A 16342-nucleotide genomic window follows, 5' to 3' on the forward strand; every position below is an offset into this window, starting at 1 on the left:
TTAGACGATGTTTATTTGAATAATTTCATGTTTTGTGTGCTTAAAAAAAGGAGTAGTCGTTTTGAAGCAAAAAGACTTTCTCACTAAAGGTTTTCTGCCAAAAGAATTTCCCGGGTTATTTGATTCGTCTGATCTTTCAAAAACACTTAGTTTTAATGATGACGTGTTAAAGTCTGAACCAAAAGTAAGCAGGCCAACTAAAACTAGTATACCTAAATTTTCAGGCTTTAGACGAAGCATTACTGTGCCGAATCCAAAACATTATTCGATGTTGGTGAAGTTTTTGGTTAAGCATTCTCGTGATATTGAAAGATTTTATGATGTTAGTAAGATATCTATGAGCAAGGCCATTTACAAGGATGATAGCAGCAGAGCGATAGCTAATGAATATAACTTTGAACAAGTTATGCAAGAAAAACTTGTGAAAGGCTTTTCGTCTCGCTTCCTGTTAACAGCAGATGTATCAAAATTTTATAATACTATATATACGCATAGTATACCTTGGGCTATACATACAAAAGATGTATCGAAAAGAGACAGAACAGATAATTTATGGGGAAATGAATTAGACCGCCTAGTTAGGAATATGCAGGATGGACAAACACTAGGCATTCCTATTGGTCCTGATGCTTCAAGAGTGATTTCGGAGTTAATAGGTGTAGCACTTGATCGCTCAATTCAAAACTCTGAACCAAGTCTTAATGGCATTCGATTTATTGATGATTTTTTCTTCTTTGCAGATACTGCATCAGAAGCAGAAAATTTAGATTTAAAAATTAGTCGAGCTCTTGGTGAATTTGAATTAACCACCAACGAAAATAAATCTAGTATTGAGGCTATGCCGGTTCCTATCGAGAGTATTCAACAACAAACTATTAGACACTACAAAATTAGGAAGAATCCACCAGAACAAAGGCTAGACATCATACATCTCTACAACATTGCAATTGATGTCCATAAAAATCATCCGCAAGAAAGCTCTTTTCATTATTTTTTAACAAAAGTTATGCCTGTTAAAATACATGAAACTAATTGGAGAATAGGCGGCCTCAAGTTCCAAGTGCAACACTATTGAAGAGTGCTCGGGCCGGCGACGGATTTCTTGAGCACCTCGGCGTAGACTTCCAGTGGCGAGCGCCAATCCAGTGTCTTGCGCGGCCGTGTATTGAGTGAGTCGGCGATCTCGTCGAGTTCTTCCTGGCTGTAGACCGACAGATCCGTGCCCTTTGGCAAGTACTGTCTCAACAGCCCGTTGGTGTTCTCATTGGAACCCCGCTGCCATGGGCTATGCGGGTCGGCAAAGTAGATCGCTGTCCCCGTCTTCTGAGTGATCTCGGCATGTTTCACCATCTCTTTGCCCTGGTCATAGGTCATGGACAGGCGCAGGGAGCGCGGCACCTCATTGAGCTTGTCGCTGAAGCCGACAGCCGCCGCTGTGGCCGTGGTGCCATCCACTTTCGCCAGAATCACTAAACGCGTCGTGCGCTCCACCAATGTACCAACGGCAGAGCGATTGTTAGCGCCCATGATGAGATCCCCTTCCCAGTGGCCGGGCATCAGGCGATCTTCGATTTCAGGCGGCCGCAGATGGATGCTCACCAAGTCTGGAATCTGTTGTCGCCTATCCTTGCCACGGCTGCGAGGGCGTCGTTTACCTTTACCCTGGCGCAAACAGGCAATCAGCTCTTTCTTGAGCGAGCCGCGCGGCATGAGATAGAGCGCATTGTAGATGGCTTCGTGCGAGACGTGGCGGTCAGTATTATCAGGAAACATACGCTTTAGTGTGCGGGCTATTTGCTCTGGTGACCAGTACTTGCGCAGCAGGTAGACCACCAGTTCGAACAGCTCACCGTCGAGAGGAAGCTTCAAGCTACGGCGAGGCCGACAGCGGGTCAGTCGGGCGCGATGTCCAGCGAGGCTGGCGTCATACGCTCTGTTAGGGCTAACAGTAGTAAGCGAGCCACTAACCACATCTAGGCAGATTTCGCTTAGACCGGTAATGTCTCTTTCCACTGCCAGGGCAGCAGCGTGTGGAGCTCATCATCGTTGAGGGTGGGCAGTGTCGCGAAGACATACTGCAAGTAATCGTAAGGCGAGAGACCATTGGCTTTGGCGGTTTCGATCAGGCTGTAGATCGCCGCGCTGGCATGAGCGCCGCTCGGCGTATGGCTGAACAGCCAGTTTTTACGGCCGATGACGAACGGACGGATGGCGTTCTCCGCCGGATTGTTGTCCAACGGGATCAGGCCATCGTCCAGGAACCGGGTCAGCCGGGGCCACTGGTTATCCAGGTAGTGTAAGGCTTTACCCAGTGCACTTTTGGGCAATACCTGGGCCAGTGACTTGTCGAGCCAGGTGCGCAGTTGGTCGATTAACGGACGGCTCTTCTGGTCACGCAGCGCGTAACGCGCATCGGGCTCACGTGCCTTCGCCTGTTTTTCCACGCCGTACAGCTTCCGGATCTGGTTCAGCGCCCAGTCCGCTTTGCCGGTTTTGTTTTTGGGCTGCACTTTCTGGGCCTCAACGAACTTACGCCGGGCATGTGCCCAGCAGCCCGCATGGGTGAGCCCATTGCGACGCACGACCTCGGCGTAGCCTTCATAGCCATCGGTGATTAAGCGCCCCGCATAGTCGCCTAGCAGATCAACGGGCACCCGTCCGGCGCGGCTGGCCGCGTAGTCGAACAAGACCACCTGCTGGCCCGGCGGGCCACCGCGCTGCACCCACATATACGACGTCGCACGGGCGGCACGATCCGCTTCTTGATTCACCTGGAGCGTCGTCTCATCCATGTGGATCAGCGGGGCGTTTAAGAGGTGTTGGCGCAACGCGTCGATCAGCGGGATGATCCGTTCTCCCGCCTGCACCATCCAGCGTGCCAGGGTATTGCGGGGGATCTCGGCGCCATGGCGGGCAAAGATCTGGCTTTGCCGATAAAGCGGTAGCGCGTCCTGGTATTTAGCCGTCGCGATATAGGCGAGCAGCGTGGCGCTGGCATTGCTCTTGGGCAACAGCTTGGCAGGTGCCGAGGCGATCTTAACGCCCTCTTCGCACGTCGGGCAGGCATATTGGTGTCGCACATGACGGATCACCTCGATCCGGGCGGGCACCACATGCAACTCCTCGCTAACCTCTTCACCGATCACCTTCAGCGCGGTGCCGTCATCGTGGCAGTGGCGCGCATCGTCGGGCAGTTCATGGATGACCTCGACGCGCGGGAGTTCTGGCGGTAGCGCAACACGCCCGCCGCGCGTGCGACGCTTAGCAGGCGTAGCGGTGTCGATCGTCGCGTCATCAGCGGTGGTGGTGCTCTCCGATGCGTCTTCCTCGTCAACCACCACTTCCGCTTCATTGATCAGCAGGTCCCGCTGGTCGACACGGTACTTCTCGGTGGAGGGGCCGAACTGACGCTCCAGGGCAAGCCGGAACTGTTCAAACAGCGACTGTTTGGTGGCTTCCCACTGCGCTTCCTTTTTCTCCATCAACGCCAACAGCCGCGCATTTTCAGCGTCAGCAGCGGCCAGCTTGCGCTCAAGCTGGGTAACCGTAGGTGAAGAAGAAGCGGCGTTTTTCATACCGCTCAGTGTACCAAAAACGTCGCTAACATAGGAGCGCTACGGCTATCCAACCCGCTGAAAATCCAACGCTTTGTGAGGCTGCATAGCCTTCAGGTTATAGCCATCCAGCAACCAGTTAAGTTCTTGACCCGTTAGCGTCACTGTGTCGTCCTTCAGGTGCGTTGGCCATTTAAACCGCTCACGCTCCAAGCGCTTGTACCACACCACAAAGCCGTTACGTTCCCAGAACAGTAGCTTCACTTTATCGCGCTGGCGATTACCGAACACGAACAGCGCTTGATCAAACGGGTTCAAGGCCATGGCTTCCTGAACCAGCAGTGCTAATCCATCAATTTGCTTGCGCATATCGACGGGTTCTCGGCACAGGTACACCCTCAGATCAGTGCTTGGGCGTATCATGCGACGACCTCCACGGCGACAAACCGCGCGGGACGACAACGCGGTGGCACGGGAAACCCCTGCACGATTAACCGATTTTCCCATGCCATCAGGTCGGCTAACGTCACGGTTTGTGCATTGGCATACGCACTTAACGGCATCTGTAACGCGGCAGCATAATACAGATGGCCTAGCCAAAATGCTTGAGTGGAATTGAGTTCGCGGCTCATGATGATCTCCAAAATTAAAGAGACCATCAGTGTGATCAGCCAACGTTAATGTGGGTAGATGGGTTTTATGGCCTTGCAATTACCCACAAGTCATCAGCTACATAAGCATACCGTTGATAAAGTAAAGCCCGATGTGTTTTTTTGGCTTCTCAGTTCGTTCGATATGATAAGAGGTATCAATATGGGACAACACTGGGTGAACGAGGAAATGACTGGCTGCGACTTGGGGGACGCGCGACTGAATCAAAGGTTGGCTGTCATGCTGGAAGCACTCGGTGATCGGCCAGACAAATCACTACCCACCGCATTCCAGGACTGGGCCAATACCAAGGCCGCCTATCGCTTCTTCGCGAATGAGAATGTCAGCGAGGACAAGATTTTGGAGGGACATTTTGCCGCCTCTGCTTTGCGCATCCAAGCCACCGATGGCCCCATATTGATCCTGCAGGATACAACCGAATTTTCCTTCAAGCGCTCGTCACCTGAGAAGATTGGTTTCATCAATGAATCAACCGGGCGCAAGATGAAAGAAGGACGGCACCTTAAACATACCGTCTGCGGGCTTTTAATGCACGCTAGTCTGGCTATCACAACGGAAGGGCTGCCCTTGGGCCTGACAGCTGCCAAATTCTGGACGCGGAATAAATTCAAAGGCACAGAAGCTCTCAAGCGCAAAGTTAATCCGACCCGCGTACCCATCGAGCAGAAAGAAAGCATGCGTTGGCTCGACAACCTGCAGCGTTCTACTGAGCTTGCAGGTTCACCTGAACGGTGCGTGCATATCGGTGATCGCGAGAGTGACATTTTTGAACTCTTTTGTCTGGCTCAAGATCTTGGCACTTACTTTTTGATCCGCAGTTGCGTTGATCGTCTCGCCGAGGAGGGAGGCACTACGATTTCTCAAGTGATGGCCGAGACTCAGGTCAGTGGAACACACGATATTCACTTTCGTGACAAGCGAGGCAATCAACAGCAGGCGACCCTATCGGTCAAGCATGCAAAGATGACAGTTTGTCCACCGATTGGAAAACAGAAAAAATACCCAAAACAGAAGCTTGGTATTATTTTTGCAGAAGAGAAAAACCCGCCCGAAGGGCGTTCCCTATAATCTGGAAGTTGGCCACTAACCTTCCCGTTGCCACTCACGCCGACGCAGTGCAAAAGCTTATTTGGTATTCACGGCGTTGGAATATCGAGACATTCTTCAAGACGCTGAAAACGGGTTGCCGCATTGAGGATATACGTCTCGCTACCGCAGATCGACTTGCCAACTGCATTGCGCTCTGCTGTGTCGTGTCCTGGCGAATATCATGGTTGACTATACTGCGGCGCCAATCCTCAACGACCTCTCCTGCAGCTGTTTTTACTGATATTGAAAGAGCTCTTCTCGACCGATCAATGCCGTCAAACAGACAAGGCACACGACGCGATACAGCTTTTTATATGACCGCTGTCGCTCGCCTGGGTGGTTATCTGGATCGCTCAAGTGATCCTCTCCCAGGATCCACCGTTCTATGGCGAGGCTTCATCCGCTTAGCAGATCTCGTTGCTGGATTCCAAGCTGCCAATCCAGATGCATCATCGACTTGTGGGTAATTGCAAGTTTTATGGCGCGCTTACTAACAGTATGACGCACCAGTTCTCGTGAAATAGTACTGGGCGAACGCCCTAACTGACGGGCGATAGCGCGAATCGAGTGGTTAGCCCGCATCAGCATGATGGCGGCTCGGTCTTCGGCAGAAAGATGGCGATAACAGTGAGTCATGGCAATACCCTACCTGATAGGTTAGGTGTTGCACTTGGTCATTGAGACCGCCATATTGGAATCAATATTATTACAGATAAGTATCTGTGAGCCTAAGTCTATTACTATAGTGTCTAAAATACTCATCTCTTATAAGTCTTATGGCTATCCACTAAATCTTTTAAATATAAAGGCAGCTTTTTTGAAAGTGGCAAAAAAAGGGGTTGATAATAATTTTGGTTATGAGGTTTGTTGGTCATTTTGGGTGTTAACCCAATTGGATATTGCAATTAATGAAGAAATAGCTGGTCTGACAGGCGTAAATGATTCTATGGCAATATTGTCGATTCTGACAGCTAGGGAGAAAGGCATTTATACAGGGCGATTAGATACTAACCACTGGGATGCGATTATTACTAATGATGGGTTGTATGACTCTAGTTGGATGCTTTGTTATGAGGCAGAAAAGAGAGGTTGGCTTACAAACCAAAATGGCATTGATGCAATTGATAATGATCAATATTTCAAAAAACTTAAAAATTCCGATGTCTCATTTTTAAATATGGATAGCACAATAAATCCAATGGATGAGGATGATTTGCATGATGAAACGGAATTTGATACTGAAATAGATATCTTCGATTTAATTTATGGTAATTGAATATAATTAGCATCCATAATGCGAATTTGCATGCGCATATTCGTTTTTAGATTAATTGAGGTTAAATGCTTATGATTGATCATTTAGTTCGTGCGCAGTATTATCGGCTATTTAGCACAGTTTTATGAGCTGTATGTGCTAATGTTTTAACTACAAGTGGCGTCAGAAAAGAGTTATGGATATAAGTAGTCTTTAAATTCTTTAATGCACGTCTAATCTTGATTGTGAAAATATTACCCCTTAATTTTGGCTAGCAGGTAGTCCTTTCGTTTTACTCTAAAGTGAGTACAAATGAGAGCATGGAAGCGCTATGAATCTACTGTTCCTCGGTACCTCCGCCGGTGTACCCTCTAAGCAAAGAAACGTCTCCGGGGTCGCTTTGCGAGAAAGCAAGGGGAAGGGCTGGTACCTGATTGATTGTGGTGAGGGCACCCAGCATCAGGTTTTGCACACAAAGCTGTCGTTCCATTCCTTGAAAGCCATCTTTATTACCCACGTGCACGGCGACCACTGCTATGGGCTACCGGGCATACTGGCGAGTGCGGGAATGGGTGGTCGGCAAGCGCCGCTTACCATTGTGGCACCCGCAGGTATCAAGGCATGGTTGGAGGCCACCTGCGAGGCTACACAGCTATGTTTGCCCTTCGTTCTGGATTTTATCGACTCGGACGAGCTGCCAAGCGTTGAGTTTGAGAGCATCACGGTTACCACCTACCGACTTTCACACCGGGCGCCGTCCTACGCTTATGGATTTACGGAGACAAAGGTCGACGCCGCTTTGGACGTAGATAAGCTAGCGCAGAAGGGGATTCCGAGAGGGCCGTTGTGGGGGCAGTTGAAGCAAGGATTTGATGTAGAGTTCGAGGGGGAGCAATTAAAAAGCCATGACTACTTACTCTTCAAGAATAAGCCGAGAAAGGTGGTGATTGCTGGAGACAATGACCAACCTGACTTATTAGGTGAGGCATGCGTGGGCGCGCAGGTGCTGGTGCATGAAGCCACCTACACTGAAGAGATGGCCCAAAAGGCCGGTGATGTAGGCCATAGCTACGCCAAGCTTGTCGCCGCGTTTGCCGAAACCGTGCAGCTGCCCAACCTAGTGCTGACGCACTTTAGCCCCCGTTACCAGCTCAACCCCCATGCGTCGCCTTCCATTGAGGACATCCGGCAGGAGGCCCTGCGCGTCTATTCGGGCTCGCTTTACCTGGCGCGGGATTTTGGCGAATACACCCTGGATAAAGCGGGTCAGTTTTCTGAAGTGGCGGGCGAATAGTCTTTTCGTATGTCGATCAATCTTGGAAGCAGAGGGCTACTCGAAAATGTATAGCTGAATTGCTTCTGCTCGCGTTGGTTCATAAAGTCATCGGTAGCGCTTTCGCCACCTGAATCCATTGAATCACGGCAACACTTTGGCTAGTGAGGTATGTGTGAGATCACCGCAGTCGGTTAAGACACTCGAAAGTCTAGGACGCGTTCGTCTTTCAGAGTCTTTTTTTATGCGAGATTTCTTATACTCCGAAATCTCCCAGATTGAAGGGATACCCAATATCCCCGACGATCCTGATCTTGCGATTGAGGCTGGTAGGTCTCTTTGCGAAGAGGTTCTCGAACCTATCCGCAGCACTTTGGCCGTATCAGTATTCGTTCCGCTTACCGATCAAGTGCCGTTAATGCCAAAGGAGCAGAAAATAAAAACCAATATAACTGTGGAAGCAACGAGCAAAACTATGCTCATCACATATGGGATTTTCCTGACAAGAGCGGTCACATTGGGGCAATGGCGTGTATCGTCGTTAATAAGTACGTGCCGTACTTCGAGCGGACTGGGAACTGGCAAGCACTTGCTTGGTGGGTGCATGATGCCGTGCCAGGTTATGCGTCGATGTATTTCTTTCCCAAGCTCTGTGCCTTCAACATCGGCTGGCATCAGAAACCTGAAAAATCCATACGAAGCTATATTTCGCCAAAGGGGTGTCTCACCAAACCCGGTATGTCCAATTTCGAAGGAGATCATAGTGCGGAGTATTCGGAAATGCTCCGCGAGTTAGGGTTAGGTCTTTAACTTTATACACGTACCATGCTGGACGTTACCTGATTTCGGGCGCCCAGCTAGCCGATATGTTGGTCGATGTGCTTCGTCAGGTGGCCGAGGAAAACGCTAGCCGCTAACGTCAGCCGCCCCTTGAGTGCTTGCCGCGCAGGTCAGTCGCGGCAATAACCTTCGCCTGTTTTCACTACCAGGCAGTCTTCCTTTTCCAATAGCCACTTCATGCCGGTGGCTTCGCCGTCGCCCGCTCGAAGCAGCTGTTGACCATCCTCGCGGTTGAAGCGAATGCCCTCGGCGGTGGCCTGCCCTTCGAAGGTGCCGCTTTGATCGGCATCCAGGCCGTACTGCATTTCAAGCAGATAGTGGCCAGGGCCTGCAGCCTCGTTCTTGCTGATGTCCAGAAATAGCCCTTCCACGCCTGTCCACCGGCCTACCCATTGATCGGTCTCCTGGTGGTGGGGCTGGTTTTGCTCGGTTGATGTACCTGAGTCCGGCGTGCCTGATGCGGTGGTATTGCTGTTTTGGGCGCACCCGCTGATAAGCAATAGGGTGCTTAGAGCTAACGCTGTTTTGATCATAAGTAGTGATACCTTCTGGGGGTGAATGGCCGTCTAAATCCAATCCTCTACTCGAAGCCCTGGGACGCGACTAAACTCCCCTAGATTATTGGTTACCAGAATCAGGCCTCTTGAACGAGCGTGTCCGGCAATCATCTGATCGTATGGGCCGATGGGTGTGCCCGCTTTGGCCAGCTCGCTACGCAGCTGGCCACTGTGGTAAGCGGCACTGGGGTCGTAATCGAGAACTTCCAGCCGCGCCGCAAATCCTTCTATCACACCCAAGTTTTTCTCGGGAGAAGCGGACTTCTCAGCACCATACACCAACTCCATGAGTGTCACGGTGCTGATGCAGAGCTGGTCGCTATGCTGGTTAAAGGTCTCACGAACATGGGGAGGTTTATGTTTGATGGTGAAAATGCAGATATCGGTGTCAAGCATGTACTTAAGCATCAAAGCGCCTCTCGTTCCTGTTCGTTTGGCTGCTCACGTTCACTCATAAAGTCTGCAGTGACACTTTGGCCATCAAACCAGCTGTCCCACGCCTCACCTACGGGGGTAATTAAGCGCGCGCGACCCAAGGCAATAACATCAACACGTGTAACGTTCTCAGGCAGCGCGAGGGATTTCGGCATGCGCACCGCTTGACTGCGGTTACTTTTAAACACCGCTGCTTTTTCCATGGCTGTCTCCTTTAAGTACTGCCGTTACTCAATCTATACGCGTAACATACTTTCTTTAGTTTGATCGAATTTTGGGATATGTCAAAGGGATATACAAATGCAAAAGGTAAAAATTGACCTAGTATCCGATGTAGCCTGCCCGTGGTGCGCGATTGGCTACCGGCGCTTAGAGCAGGCGTTAGAGACACTTGATGGCGAGATCGACGTCGAGCTGGTCTGGCAGCCTTTTGAGCTGAACCGCGATATGCCGCCCGAGGGCGAGCCGATCCTTGAGCACTTATGCCGCAAGTACGGTAAGGATGCTGCCAGCATGGAGCAGTCCCAGCGCGAGATCATGGCCGCCGCCGAAGAGCTTGGGCTGAATTTCCGCGGTGCTCTTGAGCGTCGGGCGAACAATACTTTCGCTGCCCACCGCGTGCTGGCGTGGGCTGGAACGCAAAATCAAGAGACAGCCCTGCAGTTGGCATTGTTTGAGGCTTATTTTGGTGAAGCGAAAAACCCGGCCGACCCAGAAGTGCTTCGCGAGAAGGCCACTAAGGTGGGACTTGACGGCGACACCGCCGAGGCCATCGCCCGATCGGATCAGTACGCGGACGAAGTGCGAGCGGCAGAGCAGCGATTCATGGACGCAGGGGTAAGCGCCGTGCCAGCCATAATCCTAGATGGCCGCTACCTGATTTCTGGCGCCCAGCCCGCCAATGTGCTGGTCGATGCGCTTCGTCAGGTGGCTGAGGAAAGCGCGAACGGCTAACGTCAAGCCTTAGTGGTCACCGAGCCGACTCGTTTTTGCTGAGATCCAAAAATAGACTTTCTACACCGGATCATGTTCCGACCCATTGATCGGTAATCTTAAACAGAGATTAACCGTAAAATGAGGTAACCACTGAAACCAGAGACGCCGAGCCTACTGATTTCAATTCAACTGTGAAAAATGCCCATGACGACATCACTTCATCGCCTTTACTCTTTTCGTCGCTGTCCCTATGCCATGCGTGCCCGTCTCGGCACGTTGTTTGCTGAGTTAAAGGTGGAGCTGCGGGAGGTCATATTGAAAAACAAACCGGCCCAGATGCTAGCGATTAGCCCGAAAGGTACTGTGCCTGTTTTACAGCTTTTTGATGGTACCGTGATCGAAGAGAGCTGAGAAATAATGGTGTGGTCGCTTGAGCAACAAGATCCGCAGGGGCTGTTAGATGCGAAGGTTAGGGATCAGGCCAATGCCCTGATCGACCAAAACGATAATGAATTTAAACATTGGCTGGATCGTTATAAATATGCCGACCGACATCTCGAAATGACTCAGGCAGAATATCGGCAACGGGGTGAGACTTTTTTACAGGTTTTAGAGGAGCATCTGACTCAAAAGCCTTATCTTCTGGGGGATAACGCGACCATTGCTGATATTGGCATCATGCCTTTTATCCGCCAATTCGCCCATGTAGATCGCGATGTTTTTTATAGCCTACCTTACCCGCACCTGCAGCGGTGGTTAGAAGACTGGTTGGAGCACGCCTTCTTTCTGCAGGCCATGACCAAGTTTCAGCCATGGCAAGAGGGGGATGACGTGGTAGTTTTCCCTTCGTAAACATAGCGCTACCTATTAATTTCTAGTCGGGTTTCTTCCTTTCTGCATAAACGCCCGCAGCGTATCACTCGCTTGGTCGATGGGTAGCACGCCATCCCAGTGTCTGCGATTGCCTTACCTGTTTTGGGCATAAGCTGCATTAAGCTGTTTTATAATTCTCTTTGCGGGATGCCCGGCTTGTAGCCCTGTGGCCAAAATGCTTGACCCTTCGGCTTGAAAGTCCATGTAGCCGTTGTGGCGTGGCCGCACCCAGGCTCTTTCAAGAGTCGCTAATGTATTACGATAAAAGCCATATACCGGTTTATTAACCGCTTCATCTTCCCAGGCTGAGGCATATCCCGGCTGCCCCCAGCTTTTGCGAGAATCGTTTTCTGCACATCTTCGCCGGCCACCCAAAAGGCATAAAAGGTAAGAATCGACCTAGTGTCCGATGTGGCTTGCCCGTGGTGCGCAATCGGCTACCGACGCTTGGAGCAAGCGTTAGAGACACTCAATGGCGAGATCGACGTTGAGCTGGTTTGGCAGCCCTTCGAGCTGAACCGCGATATGTCGCCCGAGGGTGAGCCGATCCTGGAGCACTTGTGCCGCAAGTACGGCAAGGACGCGGCCACCATGGAGCAGTCCCAACGCGAGATTATGGCCGCCGCCGAAGAGCTTGGGCTGAATTTCCGTGGTGCCCTGGAGCGTCGGGCGAACAATACCTTCGCTGCCCACCGCGTGCTGGCGTGGGCCGGAACGCAACACCAAGAAACGGCGCTTCAGTTAGCCTTGTTCGAGGCTTACTTCGGTGAGGCGAAAAACCCCGCCGACCCAGCGGTTCTGCGAGAGAAGGCCATTGAGGTTGGGCTTGACGGTGATACCGCCGAGGCCATCGCCCGGTCGGATCAGTACGCAGACGAAGTTCGCGCGTCAGAGCAGCGATTCATGGACGCAGGGGTAAACGCCGTGCCGGCATTTATCCTCGATGGACGTTACCTGATTTCTGGCGCTCAGCCCGCTGATGTGTTGGTCGATGCGCTTCGTCAGGTGGCCGAAGAGAACGCTAACCGCTAATTTCCCGCCGCTCCATAGTGATCACCGAGCGGTTCAGTCGCGGCAATAGCCTTCACCTGATTTCATTACCAGGCAGTCTTGCTTTTCCATTAGCCACTAGAATAGCAAATTGATGTGCTATAAATATGCGCATATAGTAAGTGCATAGTTATGTGCGAGGAGTGAATCATGCAAGCCGCCGAAGTGACCAAATCCATACGCAAGCCAACCAACCTATCGCTAGATAGTGCCCTTCTCAAAGAGGCAAAAGCGCTGGGAATCAATGTTTCACGATCAGCAGAGGCAGGGATTGCGGAGGCGGTCAAGCTGCATAAGCAGAAGCAGTGGTTGGAGGATAATGCCATAGCCCTTGCAAGCTCGAATGCATACGTTGAAGCGAATGGATTGCCTCTTGCACGGCACCGTCAGTTCTAATGGCCCGTTTCGATATCTTTGAAAATAAGGGTGGGGATGGCTATCTGCTGGATGTTCAGACAGATCTTCTCAGTGGCTTGAACACTCGAGTGGTCGTGCCCCTGCTGCCCACATCCTCGGCGCTGTCTCCTGCTCAGAGGTTAAACCCGGTGTTCAACGTTAAGAGCCAAGAGGTTGTCATGGCGACTCAGTACATGGCTGCTGTGCCTGAAAGCGAATTGCGTTTTATTGCGGGTAGCCTTGCTGAGCAACAAGACGAAATTTCTGCGGCGTTGGATATGCTGTTTTTGGGATTTTAAGGTTGAGCTTGTCGGAAGGCTCTCGGGCTGATTCGGGAGAGTTGCAGCGAGCGACAGATGTTGAGTACACGAATACAAGGCATCCGCAGTATGCTGAGGCGATGCTCAAGAAAGATGCCAGCGACCAGCGCGCTAACGGCCCACACCCTTTAATCTGCTGCGACTGAGTGGGCTATCCGATATATTGCTAGTGGCAATGTATCGGAGACAGACATGGTTGATTTCGCATCCCTGTTAATAGTGGCGGGCACATTCTTGATTGCGGGAAGCGTCAAGGGCGTCATCGGCCTTGGACTCCCGCCAGTTAGCCTAGCGCTGCTTACCGTCGCGCTGGATTTGCCAACGGCCATGGCGCTAATGCTTATTCCCTCATTTGTTACGAATATTTGGCAGTCAACGGTGGGCGGAAACGCAAGAGCAATCTTGGCTCGCATTTGGCCATTCCTGGCGATGGCGACTCTTACTGTCTGGATTGGTGCGGCCGCACTGACTCGCGTCAATCTCACGTATCTGACGGCGCTCCTGGGCAGTTTGCTGATTATTTACGCTGTCGTGAACCTGGCCGGGATCAAGATTGTTGTACCTAGCCGCCATGAGGTTTGGGCAGGGCCGTTAATCGGCTCTGCGAATGGGGTGCTTACCGGGATGACAGGGTCATTTGCTGTGCCGGGCGTGATGTTTCTTCAGGCCATTGGCCTTCCGAAGAATATGCTGATTCAAGCGATGGGCATGCTATTTATGGTCTCCACGGTGGCTCTCGCGGCGGCGCTGCAACAGGCCAATTTTTTGACACTCCAAACGGGCGTAATGTCGGCAGTAGCGGTGCTACCCGCGCTCGCTGGCATGGTGATTGGCCAGCGAATTAGAGAACGCTTATCCGAGCAGATGTTCCGCAAGGTATTCTTCATTTCACTTCTGATTCTGGGTGCTTACATTATTATTAATACGCTTCAGAAGCTTTAAGTGCCTTTCAAAACCAATAGTGGGCGCACTAGGGTTTGTACGAAAAGTCGGCGAGCGATGGCTAGACAAGGCAAAAATCAACGAAAAACGGACCGGGCTCGCGTGCGAGTTTACAGGGTGTAAATGATCATTTTGACCGGACTCGCGCACGAGATGATTTTTAACGCCGTATAGACGAGTGCAAGCAGTTTTTGTACAAAGCCTAAGTGGTTAAGACGACACCAGAATCCAGCGCTGGCTTTTACCTAAAGCCAGCGCTGGATATCCCTTACTGCAAAAACTCACGCAACGTATCACTCGCCTGATCAATGGATAGCACGCCATCCAAGTGGCCTCGATTACCTTCCAGGGTTTCAAGCGTCACGTCGGTGCCGTCTGCTTCAATCAGCTCGGCGGTACGGCGCACGCCTTGGGGCGCGAAGACGAGGTCGTTTTCGCTGTAGAGCATCAAAGTGGGCGCTTCGATGGCGGCAAGTCCTTCCTCTAGCGAGTCGCCGTGGCCCGCCATAAAGGTTTGGTTGGCACGCACTAGGTAGAGCAAGTGATTGGCATCAGATAGTTCTGCACGGGCGGCGGCGATGTCATCCAGCGTTTGCTCGATCGCGTAGCGGGCGTTGATATCCTGGGTGGGGTCGCGCGCTTCGTCGGCCCAGTCACGGGTGAAAGTCTCGTTGGCCCACTGCCAGTGGTTGGCGTTGAGCGTCACCAGCTTCAGCGCTTCTTTTAAGCCGTCGGTGGGTGGTTCGCCGTCGTAGTAATTACCCTCGTTCCAGTTGGCATCCAGTCGAATCGGCGCTGCCCAGGCGCTTAGGGCTGCCTTAAACGAGGGGTTATTGTGATTGTTATGGGCCACCGGCAGTGGCCGCCCTCTCAGCGTAGTCGACCCTAGCGCATTTTGAATGGATTCAAGCCGTTGGCTTGTTGCATCATCATGCGTTTGGCGAACGGGAAGCGCTCGGCAATTTGCAGGCTTAGATCGCCTAGCTGGCGCAGCGGCTTGGCACCGGTAAACAGGTGATGAAAGCTGTCGGTGGCGGCGATCATGGCCTGGTTGGCGACGCGGCGCTGGCACTCAAAGCGAAGTAGGTCAATCGGGTCACCTGGATCGCGGCCTTTGACGATGATCTCAGCAAGGGTGTCGGCGTCGTGAAGGCCGATATTCAACCCCTGGCCTGCCAACGGGTGCACCACATGGGCGGCATCGCCAATCAACGCCAGGCGCTTGCCGATATAGCGCTGAGCGTGCTGGCGCTTGATGGGAAAGCTGGCCCGCGCCACGATGCGAGTGATTTTGCCCAGGCGTTTAGGAAAGGCCATTTCGATGGCCGCTGTCAGCGCGTCATCGTCGAGCTGTTCGCGGGCTTTGGTGGTTTCGTCGCGGTCATACCACACCAGGGAGGCGCGCTGGCCGGGAAGCGGCAGCATGGCCAGCGGGCCGGTGGGGGTAAACACCTGCCAACTGACATCCTGCTGGGGCAGTTCGGTTTCCACGTTAATGATCATTGCCCGCTGATGGTAGTCATAGCGGGTCACGCTAATGCCGGCCAGCGAACGCAGCGTCGATGTTGCCCCGTCGGCGCCGACAATCAGGCGGGCGCTTAGGGTTTTGCCGTTATCCAGCTCCAGTAGGCGGCTGTTCGTCGCCGAGACGGTGCTTAACGGCGCGCACTGGGTGTAGCAGGTAACGCTGGGCAGCTGTTCCAGGCGTTGCCATAGCGCATACTGCAGGGTGCGGTTTTCGATAAAGATGCCGAAGTCTTCCATTCCGCTATCTTCAGCGGAAAACAGCGAGTGGCCGGTGCCATCCTGGTTGGAAACATCGATATGGCGAAACGGGCAGCTACGCTCTTCCGGCAGAGTGGTGCCGCTTGCTTTGATAAATGCCAGCGAGCGCGCATTGAGCGATGAGATGCGCAGGTCATAATCGCCGCTGGGCGGGGTGGGGGCATCGCCCTGTTCCACCAGCCCGACAGAAAAGCCGGTTTGGCCCAAGCGCGCTGCCAGCGCGGCGCCGACCATACCGCCGCCGACAATGATGACATCATGGTCGTGCTGCCCAGAACGTTGCTCAGACTGTTGCATCATATGCTCCTTAAAATGAGGTGCCGTTGTGCATTGCGCAGGCGTTGGTTGTCATACAGTATCGTTGA

At 52.2% G+C, this 16342-nt stretch carries 22 protein-coding genes and 2 pseudogenes; 14 read left to right on the forward strand and 10 right to left on the reverse strand.

The window, feature by feature from the left end; all coding sequences use genetic code 11:
- The first annotated feature begins 61 nt into the window (after positions 1–61).
- Complete coding sequence (locus Q3Y66_RS03225) at positions 62–1075, forward strand: RNA-directed DNA polymerase (RefSeq protein ID WP_303319522.1); 1014 nt, start codon at positions 62–64, stop codon at positions 1073–1075.
- Here Q3Y66_RS03225 and Q3Y66_RS03230 read toward each other — a convergent pair.
- From Q3Y66_RS03230 to Q3Y66_RS03245, 4 genes and pseudogenes are all read right to left on the reverse strand, one after another.
- A pseudogene (locus Q3Y66_RS03230) lies at positions 1069–1905 on the reverse strand (IS30 family transposase); the annotation flags it as partial. The gene Q3Y66_RS03225 and the pseudogene Q3Y66_RS03230 sit on opposite strands and share 7 nt — an antisense overlap.
- A gap of 83 nt (positions 1906–1988) precedes the next feature.
- Positions 1989–3575, reverse strand: a complete 1587-nt coding sequence (locus Q3Y66_RS03235) for an IS66 family transposase (protein WP_008958064.1) — start codon at positions 3573–3575, stop codon at positions 1989–1991.
- A gap of 45 nt (positions 3576–3620) precedes the next feature.
- A complete protein-coding gene (tnpB, locus tag Q3Y66_RS03240) occupies positions 3621–3977 on the reverse strand; it encodes an IS66 family insertion sequence element accessory protein TnpB (RefSeq protein ID WP_008958063.1) in 357 nt (118 codons plus the stop codon).
- Positions 3974–4186, reverse strand: a complete 213-nt coding sequence (locus Q3Y66_RS03245; protein WP_008958062.1) for a hypothetical protein — start codon at positions 4184–4186, stop codon at positions 3974–3976. Before Q3Y66_RS03245 ends, tnpB begins: the two co-directional genes overlap by 4 nt.
- Before the next feature lie 67 nt (positions 4187–4253).
- Between Q3Y66_RS03245 and Q3Y66_RS03250 the strand changes: the two genes are divergently transcribed.
- Both Q3Y66_RS03250 and Q3Y66_RS20910 read left to right on the forward strand, forming a co-directional pair.
- A complete protein-coding gene (locus Q3Y66_RS03250; RefSeq protein ID WP_303319523.1) occupies positions 4254–5294 on the forward strand; it encodes a transposase DNA-binding-containing protein in 1041 nt (346 codons plus the stop codon).
- On the forward strand, positions 5198–5782 hold the full coding sequence (locus Q3Y66_RS20910; protein WP_368411716.1) for a transposase: 585 nt from the start codon (positions 5198–5200) through the stop codon (positions 5780–5782). Before Q3Y66_RS03250 ends, Q3Y66_RS20910 begins: the two co-directional genes overlap by 97 nt.
- Here the strand turns inward: Q3Y66_RS20910 and Q3Y66_RS03255 are convergent.
- The gene (locus Q3Y66_RS03255) at positions 5712–5951 is read right to left on the reverse strand and encodes a helix-turn-helix domain-containing protein (protein WP_303319524.1); all 240 of its coding nucleotides are present in this window, start codon (positions 5949–5951) and stop codon (positions 5712–5714) included. The genes Q3Y66_RS20910 and Q3Y66_RS03255 overlap by 71 nt on opposite strands.
- A 34-nt stretch (positions 5952–5985) precedes the next feature.
- On the opposite strand from Q3Y66_RS03255, the gene Q3Y66_RS03260 reads away from it, so the two are divergent.
- The 4 genes and pseudogenes from Q3Y66_RS03260 to Q3Y66_RS20915 form a co-directional block, all read left to right on the forward strand.
- The gene (locus tag Q3Y66_RS03260; RefSeq protein WP_008958827.1) at positions 5986–6591 is read left to right on the forward strand and encodes a hypothetical protein; all 606 of its coding nucleotides are present in this window, start codon (positions 5986–5988) and stop codon (positions 6589–6591) included.
- Between the two features lie 310 nt (positions 6592–6901).
- Positions 6902–7864 (forward strand): ribonuclease Z, encoded by a 963-nt coding sequence (locus Q3Y66_RS03265; protein ID WP_008958828.1) that lies wholly within the window; start codon positions 6902–6904, stop codon positions 7862–7864.
- 318 nt (positions 7865–8182) lie between these two features.
- Entirely contained in the window at positions 8183–8653 is a 471-nt protein-coding gene (locus Q3Y66_RS03270; RefSeq protein WP_202945551.1) for a hypothetical protein, read from the forward strand.
- Positions 8654–8673: 20 nt separating this feature from the next.
- A pseudogene (locus Q3Y66_RS20915) lies at positions 8674–8760 on the forward strand (DsbA family oxidoreductase); the annotation flags it as partial.
- A 33-nt stretch (positions 8761–8793) separates the two neighbouring features.
- On the opposite strand, the gene Q3Y66_RS03275 reads toward Q3Y66_RS20915, so the two are convergent.
- From Q3Y66_RS03275 to vapB, 3 genes are read right to left on the reverse strand one after another with little or no spacing between them, the layout of a single operon-like run.
- Positions 8794–9216 (reverse strand): hypothetical protein, encoded by a 423-nt coding sequence (locus tag Q3Y66_RS03275; RefSeq protein WP_008958830.1) that lies wholly within the window; start codon positions 9214–9216, stop codon positions 8794–8796.
- A gap of 33 nt (positions 9217–9249) precedes the next feature.
- Positions 9250–9648, reverse strand: coding sequence for a tRNA(fMet)-specific endonuclease VapC (gene vapC / locus Q3Y66_RS03280; protein ID WP_008958831.1), 399 nt, complete (start codon positions 9646–9648; stop codon positions 9250–9252).
- On the reverse strand, positions 9648–9878 hold the full coding sequence (gene vapB / locus Q3Y66_RS03285; RefSeq protein WP_008958832.1) for a type II toxin-antitoxin system VapB family antitoxin: 231 nt from the start codon (positions 9876–9878) through the stop codon (positions 9648–9650). The genes vapC and vapB overlap by 1 nt, the downstream gene beginning before the upstream one ends.
- A gap of 97 nt (positions 9879–9975) precedes the next feature.
- Here vapB and Q3Y66_RS03290 point away from each other — a divergent pair, with 97 nt between their 5' ends.
- From Q3Y66_RS03290 to Q3Y66_RS03320, 7 genes are all read left to right on the forward strand, one after another.
- On the forward strand, positions 9976–10629 hold the full coding sequence (locus tag Q3Y66_RS03290; RefSeq protein WP_008958833.1) for a DsbA family oxidoreductase: 654 nt from the start codon (positions 9976–9978) through the stop codon (positions 10627–10629).
- 186 nt (positions 10630–10815) lie between these two features.
- Complete coding sequence (locus Q3Y66_RS03295; RefSeq protein ID WP_238528561.1) at positions 10816–11022, forward strand: glutathione S-transferase N-terminal domain-containing protein; 207 nt, start codon at positions 10816–10818, stop codon at positions 11020–11022.
- A gap of 6 nt (positions 11023–11028) precedes the next feature.
- The gene (locus Q3Y66_RS03300; protein ID WP_238528562.1) at positions 11029–11463 is read left to right on the forward strand and encodes a glutathione S-transferase C-terminal domain-containing protein; all 435 of its coding nucleotides are present in this window, start codon (positions 11029–11031) and stop codon (positions 11461–11463) included.
- A gap of 414 nt (positions 11464–11877) precedes the next feature.
- A complete protein-coding gene (locus Q3Y66_RS03305; RefSeq protein ID WP_035587127.1) occupies positions 11878–12516 on the forward strand; it encodes a DsbA family oxidoreductase in 639 nt (212 codons plus the stop codon).
- A gap of 168 nt (positions 12517–12684) precedes the next feature.
- A complete protein-coding gene (locus tag Q3Y66_RS03310; RefSeq protein ID WP_008958835.1) occupies positions 12685–12930 on the forward strand; it encodes a type II toxin-antitoxin system CcdA family antitoxin in 246 nt (81 codons plus the stop codon).
- Positions 12930–13229, forward strand: coding sequence for a CcdB family protein (locus tag Q3Y66_RS03315; protein WP_008958836.1), 300 nt, complete (start codon positions 12930–12932; stop codon positions 13227–13229). Before Q3Y66_RS03310 ends, Q3Y66_RS03315 begins: the two co-directional genes overlap by 1 nt.
- Positions 13230–13442: 213 nt before the next feature.
- Positions 13443–14192 (forward strand): sulfite exporter TauE/SafE family protein, encoded by a 750-nt coding sequence (locus Q3Y66_RS03320; protein WP_008958837.1) that lies wholly within the window; start codon positions 13443–13445, stop codon positions 14190–14192.
- Positions 14193–14460: 268 nt separating this feature from the next.
- On the opposite strand, the gene Q3Y66_RS03325 is transcribed toward Q3Y66_RS03320, so the two are convergent.
- Entirely contained in the window at positions 14461–15045 is a 585-nt protein-coding gene (locus tag Q3Y66_RS03325) for an alpha/beta fold hydrolase (protein ID WP_008958838.1), read from the reverse strand.
- A 32-nt stretch (positions 15046–15077) separates the two neighbouring features.
- Positions 15078–16274: a UbiH/UbiF/VisC/COQ6 family ubiquinone biosynthesis hydroxylase gene (locus Q3Y66_RS03330; protein ID WP_008958839.1), complete on the reverse strand. Its 1197-nt coding sequence runs from the start codon at positions 16272–16274 to the stop codon at positions 15078–15080.
- Between the last annotated feature and the right edge of the window lie 68 nt (positions 16275–16342).

This window comes from Halomonas sp. HAL1, assembly GCF_030544485.1.
Taxonomy (GTDB): domain Bacteria; phylum Pseudomonadota; class Gammaproteobacteria; order Pseudomonadales; family Halomonadaceae; genus Vreelandella; species Vreelandella arctica.

Coding starts and splice junctions, on each gene's coding strand:
- Q3Y66_RS03255 (WP_303319524.1), bottom strand. CDS start 5,951: ATGACTCACTGTTATCGCCATCTTTCTGCCGAAGACCGAGCCGCCATC.
- tnpB (WP_008958063.1), bottom strand. CDS start 3,977: ATGATACGCCCAAGCACTGATCTGAGGGTGTACCTGTGCCGAGAACCC.
- Q3Y66_RS03265 (WP_008958828.1), top strand. CDS start 6,902: ATGAATCTACTGTTCCTCGGTACCTCCGCCGGTGTACCCTCTAAGCAA.
- Q3Y66_RS03295 (WP_238528561.1), top strand. CDS start 10,816: ATGACGACATCACTTCATCGCCTTTACTCTTTTCGTCGCTGTCCCTAT.
- Q3Y66_RS03300 (WP_238528562.1), top strand. CDS start 11,029: ATGGTGTGGTCGCTTGAGCAACAAGATCCGCAGGGGCTGTTAGATGCG.
- Q3Y66_RS03315 (WP_008958836.1), top strand. CDS start 12,930: ATGGCCCGTTTCGATATCTTTGAAAATAAGGGTGGGGATGGCTATCTG.
- vapC (WP_008958831.1), bottom strand. CDS start 9,648: ATGCTTAAGTACATGCTTGACACCGATATCTGCATTTTCACCATCAAA.
- vapB (WP_008958832.1), bottom strand. CDS start 9,878: ATGGAAAAAGCAGCGGTGTTTAAAAGTAACCGCAGTCAAGCGGTGCGC.
- Q3Y66_RS03310 (WP_008958835.1), top strand. CDS start 12,685: ATGCAAGCCGCCGAAGTGACCAAATCCATACGCAAGCCAACCAACCTA.
- Q3Y66_RS03290 (WP_008958833.1), top strand. CDS start 9,976: ATGCAAAAGGTAAAAATTGACCTAGTATCCGATGTAGCCTGCCCGTGG.
- Q3Y66_RS03320 (WP_008958837.1), top strand. CDS start 13,443: ATGGTTGATTTCGCATCCCTGTTAATAGTGGCGGGCACATTCTTGATT.
- Q3Y66_RS03250 (WP_303319523.1), top strand. CDS start 4,254: ATGGCCTTGCAATTACCCACAAGTCATCAGCTACATAAGCATACCGTT.
- Q3Y66_RS03275 (WP_008958830.1), bottom strand. CDS start 9,216: ATGATCAAAACAGCGTTAGCTCTAAGCACCCTATTGCTTATCAGCGGG.
- Q3Y66_RS03245 (WP_008958062.1), bottom strand. CDS start 4,186: ATGAGCCGCGAACTCAATTCCACTCAAGCATTTTGGCTAGGCCATCTG.
- Q3Y66_RS03235 (WP_008958064.1), bottom strand. CDS start 3,575: ATGAAAAACGCCGCTTCTTCTTCACCTACGGTTACCCAGCTTGAGCGC.
- Q3Y66_RS03330 (WP_008958839.1), bottom strand. CDS start 16,274: ATGCAACAGTCTGAGCAACGTTCTGGGCAGCACGACCATGATGTCATC.